At 65.8% G+C, this 16,573-nt stretch carries 12 protein-coding genes; 3 read left to right on the top strand and 9 right to left on the bottom strand.

Translation table 11 applies throughout. The features are described from left to right. Nucleotides 1–4 precede the first annotated feature (4 nt). Nucleotides 5–793 (top strand): FAD binding domain-containing protein, encoded by a 789-nt coding sequence (locus CXR42_RS03370; protein ID WP_103256082.1) that lies wholly within the window; start codon nucleotides 5–7, stop codon nucleotides 791–793. 36 nt (nucleotides 794–829) lie between these two features. Here CXR42_RS03370 and CXR42_RS03365 read toward each other — a convergent pair whose 3' ends face one another. Then, nucleotides 830–1,486, bottom strand: coding sequence for a glutathione S-transferase family protein (locus CXR42_RS03365; RefSeq protein WP_103256081.1), 657 nt, complete (start codon nucleotides 1,484–1,486; stop codon nucleotides 830–832). Between the two features lie 250 nt (nucleotides 1,487–1,736). Between CXR42_RS03365 and CXR42_RS03360 the strand changes: the two genes are divergently transcribed. Further along, complete coding sequence (locus CXR42_RS03360; protein ID WP_103256080.1) at nucleotides 1,737–2,321, top strand: HNH endonuclease; 585 nt, start codon at nucleotides 1,737–1,739, stop codon at nucleotides 2,319–2,321. A 419-nt stretch (nucleotides 2,322–2,740) separates the two neighbouring features. Here the strand turns inward: CXR42_RS03360 and CXR42_RS03355 are convergent, their stop codons facing one another. From CXR42_RS03355 to CXR42_RS03325, 7 genes are all read right to left on the bottom strand, one after another. Beyond that, a complete protein-coding gene (locus CXR42_RS03355; protein ID WP_103256079.1) occupies nucleotides 2,741–4,273 on the bottom strand; it encodes a trimethylamine methyltransferase family protein in 1,533 nt (510 codons plus the stop codon). Between the two features lie 99 nt (nucleotides 4,274–4,372). Beyond that, the gene (locus CXR42_RS03350; RefSeq protein WP_180995996.1) at nucleotides 4,373–5,995 is read right to left on the bottom strand and encodes an alpha-D-glucose phosphate-specific phosphoglucomutase; all 1,623 of its coding nucleotides are present in this window, start codon (nucleotides 5,993–5,995) and stop codon (nucleotides 4,373–4,375) included. Next, on the bottom strand, nucleotides 5,995–8,127 hold the full coding sequence (gene glgX, locus CXR42_RS03345) for a glycogen debranching protein GlgX (RefSeq protein WP_281256697.1): 2,133 nt from the start codon (nucleotides 8,125–8,127) through the stop codon (nucleotides 5,995–5,997). The genes CXR42_RS03350 and glgX overlap by 1 nt, the downstream gene beginning before the upstream one ends. Continuing rightward, complete coding sequence (gene glgA, locus CXR42_RS03340; RefSeq protein ID WP_103256076.1) at nucleotides 8,124–9,548, bottom strand: glycogen synthase GlgA; 1,425 nt, start codon at nucleotides 9,546–9,548, stop codon at nucleotides 8,124–8,126. The genes glgX and glgA overlap by 4 nt, the downstream gene beginning before the upstream one ends. Nucleotides 9,549–9,612: 64 nt before the next feature. After that, nucleotides 9,613–10,884 carry a glucose-1-phosphate adenylyltransferase gene (gene glgC, locus CXR42_RS03335; protein ID WP_103256075.1) on the bottom strand — a complete coding sequence of 424 codons (1,272 nt, stop codon included), beginning with the start codon at nucleotides 10,882–10,884 and terminating at the stop codon, nucleotides 9,613–9,615. Between the two features lie 39 nt (nucleotides 10,885–10,923). Further along, nucleotides 10,924–13,095: a 1,4-alpha-glucan branching protein GlgB gene (gene glgB, locus CXR42_RS03330; RefSeq protein WP_103256074.1), complete on the bottom strand. Its 2,172-nt coding sequence runs from the start codon at nucleotides 13,093–13,095 to the stop codon at nucleotides 10,924–10,926. Between the two features lie 21 nt (nucleotides 13,096–13,116). Beyond that, complete coding sequence (locus tag CXR42_RS03325) at nucleotides 13,117–15,510, bottom strand: glycogen/starch/alpha-glucan phosphorylase (protein WP_103256999.1); 2,394 nt, start codon at nucleotides 15,508–15,510, stop codon at nucleotides 13,117–13,119. Between the two features lie 343 nt (nucleotides 15,511–15,853). Between CXR42_RS03325 and CXR42_RS03320 the strand changes: the two genes are divergently transcribed. After that, entirely contained in the window at nucleotides 15,854–16,054 is a 201-nt protein-coding gene (locus CXR42_RS03320; protein ID WP_103256073.1) for a heavy-metal-associated domain-containing protein, read from the top strand. Here the strand turns inward: CXR42_RS03320 and CXR42_RS03315 are convergent. Beyond that, nucleotides 16,051–16,524, bottom strand: a complete 474-nt coding sequence (locus tag CXR42_RS03315) for a DNA polymerase III subunit chi (protein WP_103256072.1) — start codon at nucleotides 16,522–16,524, stop codon at nucleotides 16,051–16,053. The two genes, CXR42_RS03320 and CXR42_RS03315, sit on opposite strands and share 4 nt — an antisense overlap. Nucleotides 16,525–16,573: the final 49 nt, after the last annotated feature.

The following is a 16,573-nucleotide window of genomic DNA, read 5'->3' as shown; positions in this document are numbered from 1 at the left end:
GACCATGCACAACTTCGACTTCGTCAAACCCTCGACCATCGCCGAGGCCGTGGCCGCCCTCTCGCACGAGGGCGCCCAGGCGCTTTCGGGCGGGCAGACCCTGATTCCGACCATGAAACAGCGCCTTGCCGCCCCGGCCACCCTGGTCAGCCTGACCGGCATCGCCGAGATGCAGGGCGTCTGCCTGGGCGACGGCGGCCTGCACATCGGCGCGGCCACCCCCCACGCCACCGTCGCGCGCGAAGCCAAGGCGCATTACCCCGCCCTGGCCAAACTCGCCGGCGGCATCGGCGACCCGGCGGTGCGCAACAAGGGCACCGTCGGCGGCAGCCTTGCCAACAACGACCCGGCGGCCTGCTACCCCTCGGCCGTCCTCGCCTCGGGTGCGACCATCGTCACCAACACCCGGACCATCGCGGCGGACGACTACTTTCAGGGCATGTTCACCACCGCGCTCCATGATGGCGAGATCATCACCAGCGTCGTCTTTCCGATCCCGGAAAAGGCCGCCTATGTAAAGTTCGACCAGCCCGCCAGCCGCTTTGCCCTGACCGGGGTATTCGTCGCGAAATACGCCGGCGGCGTGCGGGTGGCGGTGACCGGCGCCTCGCAGGACGGCGTTTTCCGCTGGCATGAGGCCGAGGCCGCCCTGTCGGCGAATTTCTCGCCGGCGGCGGTCTCGGGCCTGGCGATGGAAAGCCGGCACATGATCGCCGACCTGCATGGCACGCCGGCCTATCGGGCGAACCTGGTCAAGGTGCTGACCAGCCGCGCCGTCGCTGCCGCAGGCTGACCCAACCCCCGCGTCCGGCAGCACCGGGCGCGGGGTTCACCCCGCCTGCGCCGCGTCTGCCTCGGCCCGCTGCGCCGCCAGCGCGCGCTGAAATGCCGGCCGCCCCTCGCCCCGCGCGACATAAGCCACCAGTCCCGGAAAATCCTCGATGATCCCGTGCCCGGCCAACCGCCGCAACACGCTGACCAGCATCAGATCCCCTGCGGTAAAACCAGCCTCCAGCCAATCGCCCTGCCCCAGCCGGTCGGACAACCGCCCCAGCACCGCGCGGATGCGCCCGGCCAGCATCTCCTGCCGTTCCTGAAACCAGGGCGTGTCGCGCTCCAGCACCGTCGCCAGGCTGAACTCGAAGATCGGCGGCTCTACCGTGCTGACGGCCGCGAACATCCATTGCACCGCCCGCGCCCGCGCCGCCGGGTCCACCGGCAGCAGCACCGGATGGGCCTGCCCCAGATGCAGAAGGATTGCGCCGGATTCGAACAGGGTCAGTCCCTCGGCCTCATAGGTCGGGATCTGCCCGAACGGGTGGCGCGCCAGATGCCGCGCCTCTTTCATCTCGGCAAAGTCCAGCAGTTCCACGACATAGGGCTGGCCGATCTCCTCCAGCGCCCAGCGGACCCGCAGGTCCCGCGCCAGGCCCCGCCCGCCGTCAGGAGAGCGGCGAAATCCAGTGACCACAGGAACCTTGGCCATCCTTGCATCCCCATTGCATACCATACGGTATGTATTTTCCGCCGCTTTCGCAATCACCGATGACACCACCTGCGGCTTTCCGCGTTGTCATGCTGGGGTCACAGAAAACGGGCAGATCTGGTCACGACACCGTCAGGCGCTTGGGGGTAGACATGCGACAAACGCCAGATATAGTTCCCTCGATCGGGGCGGGCTCCCCCGCCCTGAAGGCCGAAAGGTCAACGGGCAAAGCGTGGAGTCTTTGACGGCAATGGACGGCGATTTCAGAACCCAGTTCGTGCGCGACCCGGCCGCGCTGAAGCACTACCCCGCGCTGGTGCTGAATGCCGACTATCGGCCGCTCAGTTACTACCCGCTCAGCCTCTGGCCCTGGCAAGAGGCGATCAAGGCCGCCGTCCTCGACCGGGTCCAGATCGTCGCCGAATACGACCATGTCGTGCGAAGCCAGCGGCAAGAGTTTCGGATACCCTCGGTCGTCGTGCTGAAAGAATTCGTAAGACCCCAGAAGCGCGTGGCCTTCACGCGCTTCAATCTTTTTCTAAGGGACGAATTCTGCTGCCAATACTGCGGCGCGCGCGGCGATCTGACCTTTGACCATGTCGTGCCTCGCTCGCGCGGCGGGATCACCAGTTGGGAAAACGTGGTGGCCGCCTGCTCACCCTGCAACCTGCGCAAAGGCTCCAAGACGCTGCGGCAATCCGGCCTGACACTGCGCCGCCCGGCCCGCGTTCCCTCCGCCGAAGAGATGCAAGCCCACGGCCGCCGCTTCCCGCCGAACCACCTGCACGACAGCTGGATGGACTACCTCTACTGGGACGCCGAGCTGGAGGCCTAAGCGCCCGCCGTCCACGGACGCCCGTAGCGCAAACCCATCACAACAAGGCGCTACACAGCCAAGCGCCCGCACTCCACGGACGCCTTGGCGCAAGCCCATCGCACCCGCGCACTGGACACTCTGCCCGCACCAAACCGCTGCCCGCGGGACGCAGCAGCCCTCGCCCCCCGATCAAACCTTAGCGCCCCCACCGCCCCATTTTCTGTCCCCAAATATCCCCGCCGGAGGCTCCCACCGCTGCCTCACGCGCACCATAAGCCATCCCTCGGCCAAAGCCTCACCCACGCAAGCGCCAACCCGGCTCCGAAGCCCTTCTGTCCATTCGGCAGGGCCTTCCGACAAAGGTTAAAAATCCCCTAACGTCAGCGCGCAACCGTCTGATTTCGCGATGATATCCGAATTTGTCCACTGTGGACAGATCAGTGCCAGGCGTCCGGCATCCCCGCCTTTTTCCGGGCCACATAGTCCCGCAGCCCCTCCCGGACCCCCTCATCCAAAGCCGGCGCCTCATACTCGGCCAGCCGCTTCTTCCACAGCCGGTTCGCCCGCGTCGCCGCATCCGAGGACCCTGCCGCCTCCCACTTTTCGAAGGGCTCGTTGTCGGACAATTCGCTGTCCCAGAAGGCCGTCTCATAGTGCCGCAGGGTGTGGGCCGAGCCGAAGAAATGGTTGCCCGGCCCCACCTCGGCGAAGGCCTCGACCGCAAGGTCGTCCTCCTCCATCCGGATGCCGTCCAGATAGGCATGCAAGGCCCCGCACAGGTCGGCATCCAGCATGAACTTTTCATAGGACATCGACAGCAGCCCATCCAGGAAGCCAGCCGAATGCAGGATGAAATTGGCCCCGCAATGGATCGCTGCCAGCATCGACATGGTGCCCTCCATCATCGCCTGCCCGTCCGGCAGCTTCGAGGTGGTGAAGTTCCCCGAACAGCGCAGCGGCAGGTTCAGCCGGCGGGCAAGCTGGCCGATCACCTGGCTGCCGATCGCGGGTTCCGGCGTGCCGAAGGTGGGGCTGCCGGACCGCAAGCTCATCGAGGACAGAAAGTTCCCGAAGATCACCGGCGCGCCCTTCCGCTCCAGCTGGGTCAGGGCGCAGCCGGCCATCGTCTCGGCCAAGGACTGCACGATCCCGCCCGCGTTTGTGACCGGCCCCATCGCGCCGCCCAGGATGAACGGCACGATCACCGCCGCCTGATTGGCCCGCGCATAGGCCCGCAGGCTGGTCGTCATCGTCCCGTCCCAGACCAGGGGCGAGTTCACGTTGACGTTGCCAAGGATCACGCAGTTCCGGTCCACGAAATCGGCCCCGAACAAAAGCCGGCTCATCTCGACCGACTCCTCCGCCCGGGACTCGGCCGTGACCGAGCCCATGTAGGGCCGGTCCGACAGTTCCATGTGGGCCAGCACCATGTCGAGGTGCCGCTTGTTGACCGGCACGTCGGTCGGCTCGCAGATCGTGCCGCCGGAATGGTGGAAGTTGGGGCTGGACTGGGCCAGCTTGATGAAATTGCGGAAGTCCTCGATCGTCCCGAACCGCCGGCCCCGGTCGAGGTCCATGACAAAGGGACTGCCATAGGCCGGCGCAAAGACCACGTTCCGGCCGCCGATCTGCACCGAATGCGCCGGGTTGCGGGCGTGCTGGGTGAATTCGGAAGGGGCAGATTTCAGGATCTCGCGCAGCATCCCGGGCTCGAAGCGGACCAGCACCCCGTCCACCCTGGCCCCGGCCCGCCGCCAGAGGTCCAGCGCGGCAGGGTCGTCGCGGAACTCGATCCCCGTCTCGGCCAGGACGCGGTCGGCGGCCCGTTCGATGCGGATCAGGTTTTCTTCCGACAGAACGTCATAGGTCGGGATGTTGCGGACGATGTAGGGCCGGCCATGGCCCTGCCCCTTCTGCGCGCGTTCCGCCTGGCGGGCCTGACGGCCTGACCGCACCCTGACTTCGCCCATGGCTTGCCCTCCTCGAAAAACTCGACATGGGTGTCAGGTTTGTCGCAAACGAGCCAGTCGTCTGGCCCGTTTGCGACCTGTGCGCGGCGGAAACAGGGGTCAGGTCACCACGTCGGGTGCCGTGCGGCCGGTGTGGTCGGCAATGCCTGCCAGCGCGTGGGCCGCGCGGATGACGGGGGCCAGCGCCGCCTGCGCATCAAGGTCCAGGCCGCTCGGCCCGGCCGCATACCGTTCCAGATAGACCCGCAGCGTCGCCCCTTCCGTGCCCGTGCCCGACAGGCGATAGACGATGCGGCTGCCGTCCTGGAACAGCACCCGGACGCCCTGTTTCTGGCTGACACTGCCATCCACCGGGTCGGTATAAGCGAAATCGTCGGCAGACTGGACCACCATGCCTTCGACCTGCCGCCCCGGCAGGTCGGAAAGTGAGCCGCGCAGGGCGGCGAACATGGCGTCGGCGCGGGCGGTCTCGATCGCCTCGAAATCGTGGCGGCTATAGTAGTTGCGGCCGAACTTGGCCCAATGCTCGCGCAGGATCTCGGCCACCGACTGCTTGCGGACCGCCAGGATGTTCAGCCACAGAAGCACCGCCCAAAGGCCGTCCTTTTCCCGCACATGGTCGGACCCGGTGCCAAAGCTTTCCTCGCCGCAGATCGTGGCCTGCCCGGCATCCAGAAGGTTGCCAAAGAACTTCCAGCCGGTCGGCGTCTCGTACTTGCCGATCCCCAGGGCGTCGGCCACCCGGTCCGCCGCCGCGCTGGTCGGCATCGAGCGGGCGACCCCCCTCAACCCCTTGGCATAGCCGGGCGCAAGGTGGGCATTGGCCGCCAGCACCGCCAGGCTGTCAGAGGGCGAGACATAGATGCCGCGCCCGACCACCATGTTGCGGTCGCCGTCCCCGTCCGAAGCGGCGCCGAAATCGGGGGCCGCATCCGAGAACATCTCGTCCATCAGGGCCTTGGCCCAGGTCGGGTTGGGGTCGGGGTGCATCCCGCCGAAATCCGGCAGGGGCGTGGCGTTCACGCAGGTGCCCTTGGGCGCGCCAAGGCGGTTTTCCAGGACTTCCACGGCATAGGGGCCGGTCACGGCGCACATGGAATCCATGCGCATCCGAAAGCCGCCCGCGAACATGGCCCGGATCGCGCCGAAGTCGAAAAGCGTCTCCATCAGCGCGGCATAGTCGGTGACGGGGTCCACCACATCCACGACCATGTCGCCAAGCTGGTGGCGTCCGATGCGGCCAAGGTCCACATCCTGCGCCTCAAGCATGCGGTATTCGGTGATCTCGGTCGTGCGCTGGAACATCGCCTCGGTCACCGCTTCCGGTGCGGGACCGCCGTTCGGCATGTTGAACTTGACGCCGAAATCCTCATCCGGGCCGCCGGGGTTGTGGCTGGCCGACATGATGATCCCGCCGTCGGTCTGGTTCAGCCGGATCAGGTGGCTGGCGGCCGGGGTGGACAGGATTGCCCCCTGCCCCACGATCACCCGTGCCGCGCCGTTGGCAGCCGCCATCCGCAGGATCACTTGTGCCGCGCGGTCATTGAAATAGCGCCCGTCGCCGCCCAGGACGAAGGCTTTCCCCTTTGCCCCCACCACGTCGAAGATCGCCTGGACGAAATTCTCCAGATAGTGGCGGCTCATGAACACGGGCGTCTTTTTGCGCAGGCCCGAGGTGCCGGGTTTCTGCCCCGCGATCGGGGTCGTGGCGACGGTGGTGATCAAGGTTTGCCTCCCTTGGGCTGGCCGGTCAGGGACCGGAAAAGCAGAACGGATTGCGCAGGCGCATGGGTCAGGTCCGAGGCACGGCCCTCAGGCTGCAGATCGGGCCGGGTTGTGTCCAACAACAACTCCCACCCCGGCGCGGTTTCCGGCAGGTGCAGGGAAACCTCTGCCCCGGTGTTGAACACCGCGAACACTGCATCGGGATTGGGATCGCCGCCTTCGGCCTGCATGCGCAACTCGACGCAAAGGCAGCGGAAGCCGGGGTCGTGCCATTCCTCGGACTGCGGCACGGTGCCGTCGGCGCGGCGCCAGATCACATCGGGAAGGCCGTCGGACTGTCGCTTGCGGGCATGCAGGAACCGGCGTTGGCGCAGGACCGGCAACGACCGGCGCAAGGCCGAAAGTCGCGCCACGAAAGCGGACAGCGCCGCGTCCGGGGCGGACCAGTTCAGCCAGCTTGTCTCGTTGTCCTGGGCATAGGCGTTGTTGTTGCCGCCCTGGGTATGGCCGATCTCGTCCCCGGCCAGCAGCATCGGCACGCCCTGGCTAAGGAACAGCGTCGCCAGAAGGTTGCGCTTGCGCAAGGCGCGGGCGGCCAGGACCTTTGCATCCTTCGTCGGCCCCTCGACCCCCAGGTTGTCGCTGTGGTTCTCGTGGTGGCCGTCGCGGTTGTCCTCGCCATTGGCGAAGTTGCGCTTGATCGTATAGCTGACAAGGTCCTGCAGGGTGAAGCCGTCATGGCTGGTGATGAAGTTCACCGAAGAGGTGGCAGCCCGGCCGGAATGGTCGAACCGCTCGGCACTGCCGAGGAGGCGGGCGGCCAGGTCACGGGTCAGGCCGGCATCGCCCTTCCAGAAGCGGCGGACCCCGTCGCGGAACTTGTCGTTCCATTCGTGAAACGGGTGCGGATAGGCCCCCAGCTGGTAGCCGCCCGGACCGATGTCCCAAGGCTCGGCGATCAGCTTGACGCGGGACAGGACCGGGTCCTGCCGGATCGCGTCGAAAAAGCCGCCTTGCGGGTCGAAGCCATGCGCCTCACGGCCCAGGACTGTGGCAAGGTCGAAGCGGAAGCCGTCGACGTGGACCTCTTCAACCCAGTAGCGCAGGCTGTCCATCACCATGCGCAGCACCATGGGATGGGTCAGGTTCAGCGTGTTGCCAGTGCCGGTGTCGTTGACGTAATAGCGCCCGCCCGCGGCCAGCCGGTAATAGCTGGCGTTGTCGAGGCCGCGGAAGGCAAGGGTCGGGCCCCATTCGTCGCCCTCGGCCGTGTGATTGTAGACCACGTCCAGGATCACCTCGATCCCCGCAGCGTGGAAACGGCGGACCATGGTCTGAAACTCCCACAGCGCGCCTTTCGACATGTAGCGGGGTTCCGGCGCGAAGAAGGCCAGCGTGTTATAGCCCCAGTGGTTGCGCAGGCCCTTGGACACCAGGAAACGGTCGTCGATGAAGGCCTGGACTGGCAGGAGTTCAACCGCGGTGACGCCCAGCTTGTGCAGATGGTCGATCATCGGATCCGAGCAGAGGCCCAGGTAGGTGCCGTGCAACCCCTTGTCGACGCCGGGATGCAGCGCGGTCATCGAGCGGACATGCGCCTCGTAGATCAGCGTATCAGTGCGGGGGGTGCGGGGGGACTGGTCGTTGCCCCAGCTGAACGAAGGGTCGGTCACCACCGCCTTAGGCACGGCAAAGGCACTGTCGCGGGTGTCGAAGGAAAGGTCGCCGCGCGGGCTGCCGATCTTGTAGCCCATCAGCGCGTCCGACCATTTCAGCCGCCCCTCCAGCGCGCGGGCATAGGGGTCCAGAAGCAGTTTGTTGGGGTTGAAGCGGTGGCCCTGTTCGGGCGCATAAGGCCCATGCGCGCGAAAGCCGTAGACCGTGCCGGGGGTCAGGCCGCCGACATGGATGTGCCAGATGTCGCCATCGCGCTCGATGATCGGCAGACGGCACAACTCCTTGCGGCCATCGGGGGTGAAAAGGCACAACTCGATCCGCTCGGCATGGGCCGAGAACACGGCGAAGTTGACCCCGTCGCCGGTCAGGGACGCCCCCATTGGCCAGGGGCGGCCAGGACCGACCGCATGGCCCGAAAGCCGCGCGGGGGGCGAGACGGTCTGCGGTGTCACGCGGTCAGCCTTTCGTAAAGCCCGGCATAGGCGGCGGCGCTGGATTCCCAGCCCACGGGATGCGCCATGGCATTGGCGCGCAACCTGGCCCAAAGCTTTGGCTGCCGGTAAAGGTCCAGCAGCTTTTGCAGGGCCTGCCCGAAGGCCAGCGCATCGACCGGGTGGAAGGTCACGCCTGTTGCCACCCCGGCCGCCAGCGTCGCAGGACTGGCGCCAATCACGGTATCGGCCAGCCCGCCCACCAGGCTGACCACCGGCAGCGTGCCATAGCGCAAGCCATACATCTGGGTCAGGCCGCAAGGCTCGAACCGGCTGGGAACGAGGACGGCGTCGGCTCCGGCGAACAGGCGGCGGCTCAGCCCCTCGTCATAGCCGATGCGCACCGCGACCCGGCCGGGAAAACGGTCGGCCAGATGCCGCATCGCGCCTTCCATCCCCGGATCGCCCGAGCCCAGCACGATCAGCCCGCCGCCGCCAAGGATGAAATCCGGCATCAACTGCGGCAGAAGGTCGATCCCCTTCTGGTCGGTCAGGCGGCTGACGACGATAGCCAGAGGGCCTGGCACCTCCAGCCCGAATTCCTCGCATAGCCGGGCACGGGCGGCGGACTTGCCGGCCATCGCCTTCGGCCCGAAGGCCGGCTGTTCGCGCATGGGGTCCCACAGCGCGGTGTCCACACCGTTCAGGATGCCCGAGACCACCCGGCTGCGCGTGGCGATCACGCCCTGCAGACCCATGCCGAACTCCTCGCGCATCAGTTCGGCGGCATAGGTCGGCGAGACGGTGGTAATCCAGTCCGCAGTCATCAGCCCCGCCTTCAGGCTGGAGATGCCGCCATAGTATTCCAGTGCATCGGGATGGAACGCATGGCCCGGCAGGCGCAGGATGCCCAGCATATGGCCGGGCGCCCAGCCCTGGAACGCGATGTTGTGGATCGTGATGACCGACTTGCAGCCCCCGCTGCCGTGATAGGCAAGATAGGCCGGGGCCAGCCCCGCCTGCCAGTCATGCGCATGCAGAACGTCCGGCTTCCAATCCGCCAACCCCTCGCGCGCGATCCGGGCGGCGATCCAGGACAGGGCGGCGAAGCGGATGGCATTGTCGGGATGCTCTCCCTGCAGTGAGGAATATGGCCCACCCTCGCGGTCATAAAGATGCGGCGCGTCCAAGAGCAAAAGGTGCAGGCCCTGGACAGTGCCCGCCAGCACCCGGCCCGGCCCGCCCCAAAGGTCGCCCTCTTCCCAGACGACCGGCCAATCCGTCGCCTGGGCCCGCAAGGCACGGTAGGCCGGCAGCAGCACCCGCATATCCCAGCCCGCCGCCGCAAGGGCGCCCGGCAGGGCACCAACCACATCGGCCAACCCCCCGGTCTTGACCAGCGGGACACATTCCGAGGCCACCGACAGAACCCGACCGCCCATTTGCCTTGCCTTTCAGAAGCTTCCGGCCCGGAGTTAACGCACTCCCCGGACCGGGTCCAGTCCCTTAGCCCAAGGCCCTTGCGCGGGCATCCAGCATGTCCTGCGTGACCAGCACGATCCCACCTTCCGAGCGGCGGAACCATTTGGCATCTTCCTCGGGGTCGATGCCCACCACCAGCCCCTCGGGGATGACCACCCCACGGTCGATGACGCAGTTCTTCAACTGCGCCTTGCGGTTCACCTTCACCTGCGGCAGGGCCACGACATACTCCAGGCTGGAGTAGCTGTGGGTCCTGACCCCGGTAAACAGCAGCGAGTTCGAGACAGAAGAGCCCGAGACGATACAGTCACCGGACACCAGCGAGGATACGGCGCTGCCACGGCGGCCATCCTCGTCATGGATGAACTTGGCGGGGGGTACGATCTCGGCATAGGTCCAGATCGGCCAGGCGTTGTCGTAAATATCCAGCTTTGGCACGAAATCCGTAAGGTCGATGTTGGCCTGCCAGAAGGCGTCGATCGTGCCGACGTCGCGCCAGTAGGGCTCGGTCTCAAGGCCGCTGGTCACACAGCTGTCGGCGAACTTGTGCGCCACGGCCTTGCCGTTTTTCACGATATGCGGGATCAGGTCAAAGCCGAAGTCGTGGGTGGAATTGTCGTCCTGCATGTCGCGCAGCAGCAGGTCGCGCAGGAAGGCCCAGTCGAACACATAGATCCCCATGCTGGCCAAAGCATGGGCCGGGTCGCCGGGAATGGCAGGCGGGTCTTTCGGCTTTTCCAGGAAATCGGTGATCCGCATCGAGGCGTCGACATGCATGACACCAAAGGCCGTTGCTTCCATCCGCGGCACGGTCAGGCAGCCAATGGTCACGTCGGCCCCGGCCTCGACATGCTGGCGCAGCATGACCTCGTAATCCATCTTGTAGATGTGGTCGCCAGCCAGGATGATGACGTATTTCACCCCGTAGCTGTCGATGATGTCGATGTTCTGCGCCACGGCATCTGCGGTGCCGCGATACCAGTTCACCTCGTCCATCCGCTGGCTGGCGGGCAGGATGTCCAGGTATTCGTTCCGCTCGGCCCGAAAGAAGCCCCAGCCCCGCTGGACGTGGCGGATCAGGCTGTGCGCCTTGTACTGGGTGGCAATGGCCATCTTGCGGATGCCCGAGTTCAGCGCATTCGACAGCGCGAAATCGATGATCCGCGTCTTGCCGCCGAAATAGACCGCCGGTTTCGCGCGGCGGTCGGTCAACTCCTTCAGGCGGCTGCCGCGCCCCCCGGCCAGCACGAAGGCCATCGCCTGTGAGGACAGCCGCTGGTTCGGTCTTGGTTTCATCGCATCCCTCCCCGGATGGGCGGCCTTCGCCGCCTCTGTTCAGTCCTGTTGCAGATAGACTGCCGACAGCGGCGGCAGCGTGACAAGCGCCGATTGCGTCTGGCCGTGCCAGGGCGTCTTTTCCGTGGCTACCCCTCCCAGGTTGCCACGGTTGCCCCCGCCGTAAACCTCGGCATCGGTGTTCAGGATTTCGCGCCAGGTCCCCGCTTGCGGCAGGCCCAGCCGGTAGCTGCGGTCCAGCGGCGTCATGTTGACCACCGCGACCACCGGTCGGTCGCCGTCGCGCCCCTTGCGCACCCAGGAAAAGACCCCGGCCTCGGCATCATGTGCCTCGATCCAGTCGAAGCCCTCGGTCCGGCAGTCATTGACATGAAGCGCGGGGGTTTCGCGGTAAAGCCGGTTCAGGTCGCGCACCAGACGCTGCACGCCGCGGTGTTCGGCCAGGTCCAGCTGGTGCCAGTCCAGGCTTTGGTTGTGGTTCCACTCGGCCCCCTGGGCGAATTCCTGACCCATGAAGAGCAGTTTCTTGCCCGGATGCGCCCACATGAACCCGTAATAGGCGCGCAAGTTGGCGAACTTCTCCCAGCCGGTGCCGGGCATCTTGGCCAGCATGGAGCCTTTCCCATGCACGACCTCGTCATGGGAAATCGGCAGGATGTAGTTTTCCGACCAGGCATAGACCAGGCCAAAGGTCATCTGGCCGTGGTGGTACTTCCGGTAGATCGGGTCCTTCTCCATGTAGGACAGGGTGTCGTTCATCCAGCCCATGTTCCACTTGAAGCCAAAGCCCAGGCCGCCCCAGTTCGCCGGTCGGCTGACGCCCGGAAAGGCCGTCGACTCCTCGGCGATGGTCATGATGCCGGGCACTTCGCCGTAAGCGGTGATGTTCGTCGTGCGCAGGACGTCGATCGCCTCATAATTCTCGCGGCCGCCGTCCTTGTTCGGGATCCATTCGCCATGCTTGCGGCTGTAGTCGCGGTACAGCATCGAGGCCACCGCATCGACCCGAAGGCCGTCAATGTGGTATTCCTCCAACCAATACAAGGCGTTGGAGACAAGGTAGTTCTTCACCTCCACCCGGCCATAGTTGTAGATCAGCGTGTTCCAGTCCTGGTGAAACCCCTCGCGCGGGTCCTCATGTTCATAAAGCGCGGTGCCGTCGAAGCGGCCCAGACCGTGCGGGTCGGTCGGGAAATGGCCCGGCACCCAGTCCAGGATCACGCCCAGCCCGCGCCGGTGTGCGGCATCGACAAAGGCGCGAAACTCTTCGGGCGTGCCGTGGCGGATCGTGGGGGCGAACATGCCGACCGGCTGATACCCCCAGGAGCCGTCGAAGGGAAACTCGCTGACCGGCAGGCATTCGATATGGGTGAAGCCCATGTCGGCAACGTAATCGACCAGTTGCTCGGCCAATTCCAGATAGCTCAGCATCCGGTCGCCGGGCGCCCGCCGCCATGACCCCAGATGCACCTCGTAGACGCTGATCGGCGCGTCAATCGCGTGCTTTGCAGCGCGCGTCTCCATCCAGCCCGCATCCTGCCAGTCGCCCCGGATTGTCCTTACGACCGAGGCATTTGCCGGCGGATGTTCAGAGCCGAACCCGACCGGATCGGCCTTCAGCGGCAGGACCGCGCCGCCGGGGCCCTTGAGTTCGTACTTGTAGACCGTGCCCTCGCCCAGGCCGGGAATAAAGATCTCCCACACCCCCGTCGCGCCGCGCCGGCGCATCGGATTGCGCCGCCCGTCCCAGACGTTGAAATCGCCGACGACACTGACCCGTTCGGCATTGGGCGCCCAGACGGCGAAATGCACGCCCTGCACGCCTTCATGCACCATCACATGCGCGCCAAGCGCCTGCCACAGACGGCGGTGCGTGCCTTCGCCCAGAAGGTATTCGTCCATCTCGCCAAGCACGGGGCCAAAGCGGTAGGCATCGTCGAATTCCCACGTGTTTCCATGCCCTTCAGCGCGGAACCCGTAGTTGGCCTTCCGCCCCATGGCATAGGTGAAGAGGCCGGGTATCCCGGGATAGGGCACCGCTTCGGCCTCCGCCTTGCCCGTGATCACCCACAACCGATCCGCGCCGGGCACAAAGGCGCGCACCTCCCAGCCCGAGGCCAGCTTGTGCGGTCCCAGCACCGAGAAGGGGTCGCCGTGCCAGCCGCCGGCGATGGCTTCGGCCGCGTCACGGTCCAATGTCGTCTCGGCCATGCTTCCCCCTCCCAATGCCCGTCAAAGGGCAGATGTCGCCTGCCAGATTTCGTCCATGTAGCTGCGGATGGTCCGGTCGGATGAAAAGAACCCGCTCCGGGCGGTGTTGAGGGCCGCCATCTTCCACCAGCGCAGCGGATCGGCATAGGCACGGTCCACCTCGCCCTGCGCGGCGTGGTAGGCGTCGAAGTCCGAAGCGACAAGGAAGTAGTCGTGGTGCCAGACCCGATGCACCAGACCGTGATAGCGGCCCGGATCATCGGGCGAGAACCGCCCCTCGGCGATCATCTGCAGCACATCCATCAGGGGTTGGCTGGCCTCGATCGCCTTGCGGGCATGTTCGGGATCTTCGCGCCGCTTCGCCACCTCGTCGGCGGTCAGGCCGAACAGGAAGAAGTTCTCGGCGCCGACTTCCTGCAGGATTTCCACATTGGCGCCGTCCAGCGTGCCGATGGTGGGCGCGCCGTTCATCATGAACTTCATGTTCCCGGTGCCCGACGCCTCTTTCCCGGCGGTCGAGATCTGTTCGGACAGGTCCGCCGCAGGAATGACCCGCTCGGCCATGGTGACGTTGTAGTTCGGCGGATAGACGATCTTCAGCAGATCGCAGGTGACGGGGTCGTTGTTAACAACCTCGGCCACATCATTGATAAGCCGGATGATTTCCTTTGCGACCGCATAACCCGGCGCGGCCTTTCCGCCAAAGATCTTCACCCGGGGCACCCAGCCGGCGGTCGGGTTCGCGCGGATGCGCTGCCAGTGGGCGATGGTTTCCAGGATGTTGAGAAGCTGCCGCTTGTATTCGTGAATCCGCTTGATCTGCACGTCGAACAAGGCATCGGGCGAGACGGAAATCCCCATCTCGCGACCGATCCAGTTCGACAGGTGCCCCTTGTTCTCGCGCTTGGCGGCAGCAAAGGCCTCGCGGAAGCCCGCGTCCGGAACATGCGGCTCCAGCCCCTTCAGCCGGTCAAGGTCGGCCTCCCAGCCCGCACCAATGGTCGCGGTGATCAGCGTGGAGAGCGGCCGGTTCGCCATCCGCAGCCAGCGGCGGGGCGTCACGCCATTGGTCTGGTTGATGATCCGGCCGGGATGCAGCCCGTTCAACTCGGGGAAGAGGTTCTTCTTCACCAGGTCCGAATGCAGCGCCGAGACGCCGTTGACCTTGTGCGACATGATAAAGGCCAGCTCGCCCATCCGCACTTCCTGGTGCTTGACGATGCCGACGTAATGCGGCCGGTTCGGATAGGCGCGGCGGTGCCAGCTGTCGATCCGCTCGACGATCTGCATATGGCGCGGCAGGACGTTGCCAAAGGTGAAAGTCGCCCATTTTTCAAGGGCTTCCGGCAACAAGGTGTGGTTGGTATAGCCCAGGCAGGCCCGCGCGATGGTCAGCGCCTCGTCGAAGGGCAGGCCGTGGTCGTCGGACAGAAGCCGGACCAGTTCGGGCCCGGCGATGGCCGGGTGCGTGTCGTTCATCTGGATCGCCACATGCCGCGGCAGGGCGCGCAGGTCGCTGTGCGTCGACAGGAAGCGGCGCAGGATGTCCTGCAGCGCGGCGGAGGTCAGGAAGAACTCCTGCTTCAGGCGCAGTTCCTTGCCCTGATATGTGGTGTCGTCGGGATAAAGCACGCGGGACAACGTCCGGGCCAGGGTCTCGGGTTCCGCGGCGGCGGTGTAATCCCCCCGGTTGAAGCGTTCGAGGTCGAAGTTCGTCGTCCCCTTCGCCCCCCACAGCCGCAAGGTATTGGCCCATTTGCCCTGCCAGCCGACGACCGGAGTATCATAAGCCTCGGCCGTTACGGTTTCCTGCGGCACCCAGACCTCGCGGCCGTCGCGGGTCTCGACGTGACCCTTGAAGCCCACGGTATAGGCGCTTTCCGGGCGCGAGAATTCCCAGGGATGGGCCTGGGCCAGCCAGTTCTCGGGTGTCTCGATTTGCCGGCCGTGATCGAAGTGCTGGCGGAACAGGCCGTGTTCATAGCGGATGCCATAGCCATAGGCCGGACAGCCCAGCGTCGCCATCGACTCCATGAAGCAGGCCGCAAGTCGGCCGAGCCCGCCGTTGCCCAAGGCTGCGTCCGGCTCGTCGTCGATCACGGCGCGCAGGTCCACTCCCACGGCGGCCATCGCCTCGTTTGCGGCGTCGTAAAGGCCCAGGTTGATCGTCGCGTCCTCAAGGATGCGACCGATCAGGAATTCCATCGACAGGTAGTAGACACGCTTGCGGTCCTCGGCCCAGGTGCGACGGGTCGAGGCGAACCAGGGCTCCACGATCCGGTCGCGGATGGCGTGCGACAGGGCCAGACGCCAGTCGTGGACGGAGGCGTGCGGGGCATCCTTGCCCACCGTGAAGGTCAGATGACGCAGGATGTCGGCCTGCAGAAGATTCGGGGTAACGCTCAGGTCGGTCACGGATTTGTCCAGCACTTCATTCCTTCCCAAAGCCTAAGCGTCGCAGGGCGGCGGTCAAGCGAACAGTCGGCCCCAGGCCGGTGTAACAGGTCTCAAACCGCTTTCGTGTTACCGCAAACATCGGCCCTGTCCACTGCAAATTTTTTCAGACATCGGTCATTATCCGCAGATTCAAACCGCTTTGGATGTGGTGCCATCCACAAGGTCATGCTGTCAAAGGAAAAGCGGATGCCGACGCAGATGAGCAGAAAACCGGCCACCCGACGATGAACGGGCCGTGTTCAGAGGGGTTGACGTGGCAGGGCGCACGGCACATCTGACATACAGACAAGGAACTGGCGACATGACCACCTACTCGATTCCCGACATGAGCTGCGGCCATTGCAAGGCCACGGTAGAGGCCGCGCTGGCCGCCGTGCCAGGGATCGGCGCGGTACAGGTCGACTTGTCCGCCCGTCGGGTGGACGTTGCCGACAGCGCCGCACCGGCCGAGGTCCTGGCCGCCTTGGCCGCGGCGGGTTATCCAGCCCAGGTTGCAGGCTAGATCGGGCGCGGGGCGCTTTCGGCCTTCTTTTCCCAGCGACCCGTCTCGTCAGACCAGTATTGGGCGGCGTGACCGGCTGCGATAACAGCCTTCCACTGGTTGCGCGCCGCCTGCACAAGGTCCGGGTCGCCCGCATCGAACAGTATCCAGACCCGCTCCATCCCGGCGATCTCGGCATCATCAGCGACCGCCCCATCCACCAGGGCCAGCACCTTCGCACCGTTTGCCGCTGGCCCCCGACACAGAAGTACCGGCTGGTCGCCGTCCTGCGGGCCGCCTTCCAGGCCATGCGGCAGAAAGCTGTCGTCACCGCCCGCAAGCCAGAGCTGGCCATCCAGCCGCTCCAGCGCCGTGGGGTCGGTTCCGCGGACCGACACCCGCCAGCCTTGCGCCAGCGCACGCGGCAGGTTCACCGCCAGCAGGTCAGCCGGGCTGGACCGGATCAGGTGGTAGAACATCACCGTGCCCATGGCGCGCGCCTTTCGGGTCCGCTCATCGCTTTGTCTGCGACCGCTCTTC

Origin of the sequence: Tabrizicola aquatica (assembly GCF_002900975.1) — a bacterium.
GTDB lineage: Bacteria > Pseudomonadota > Alphaproteobacteria > Rhodobacterales > Rhodobacteraceae > Tabrizicola > Tabrizicola aquatica.
This window is presented reverse-complemented; position numbering and strand designations above follow the sequence as displayed.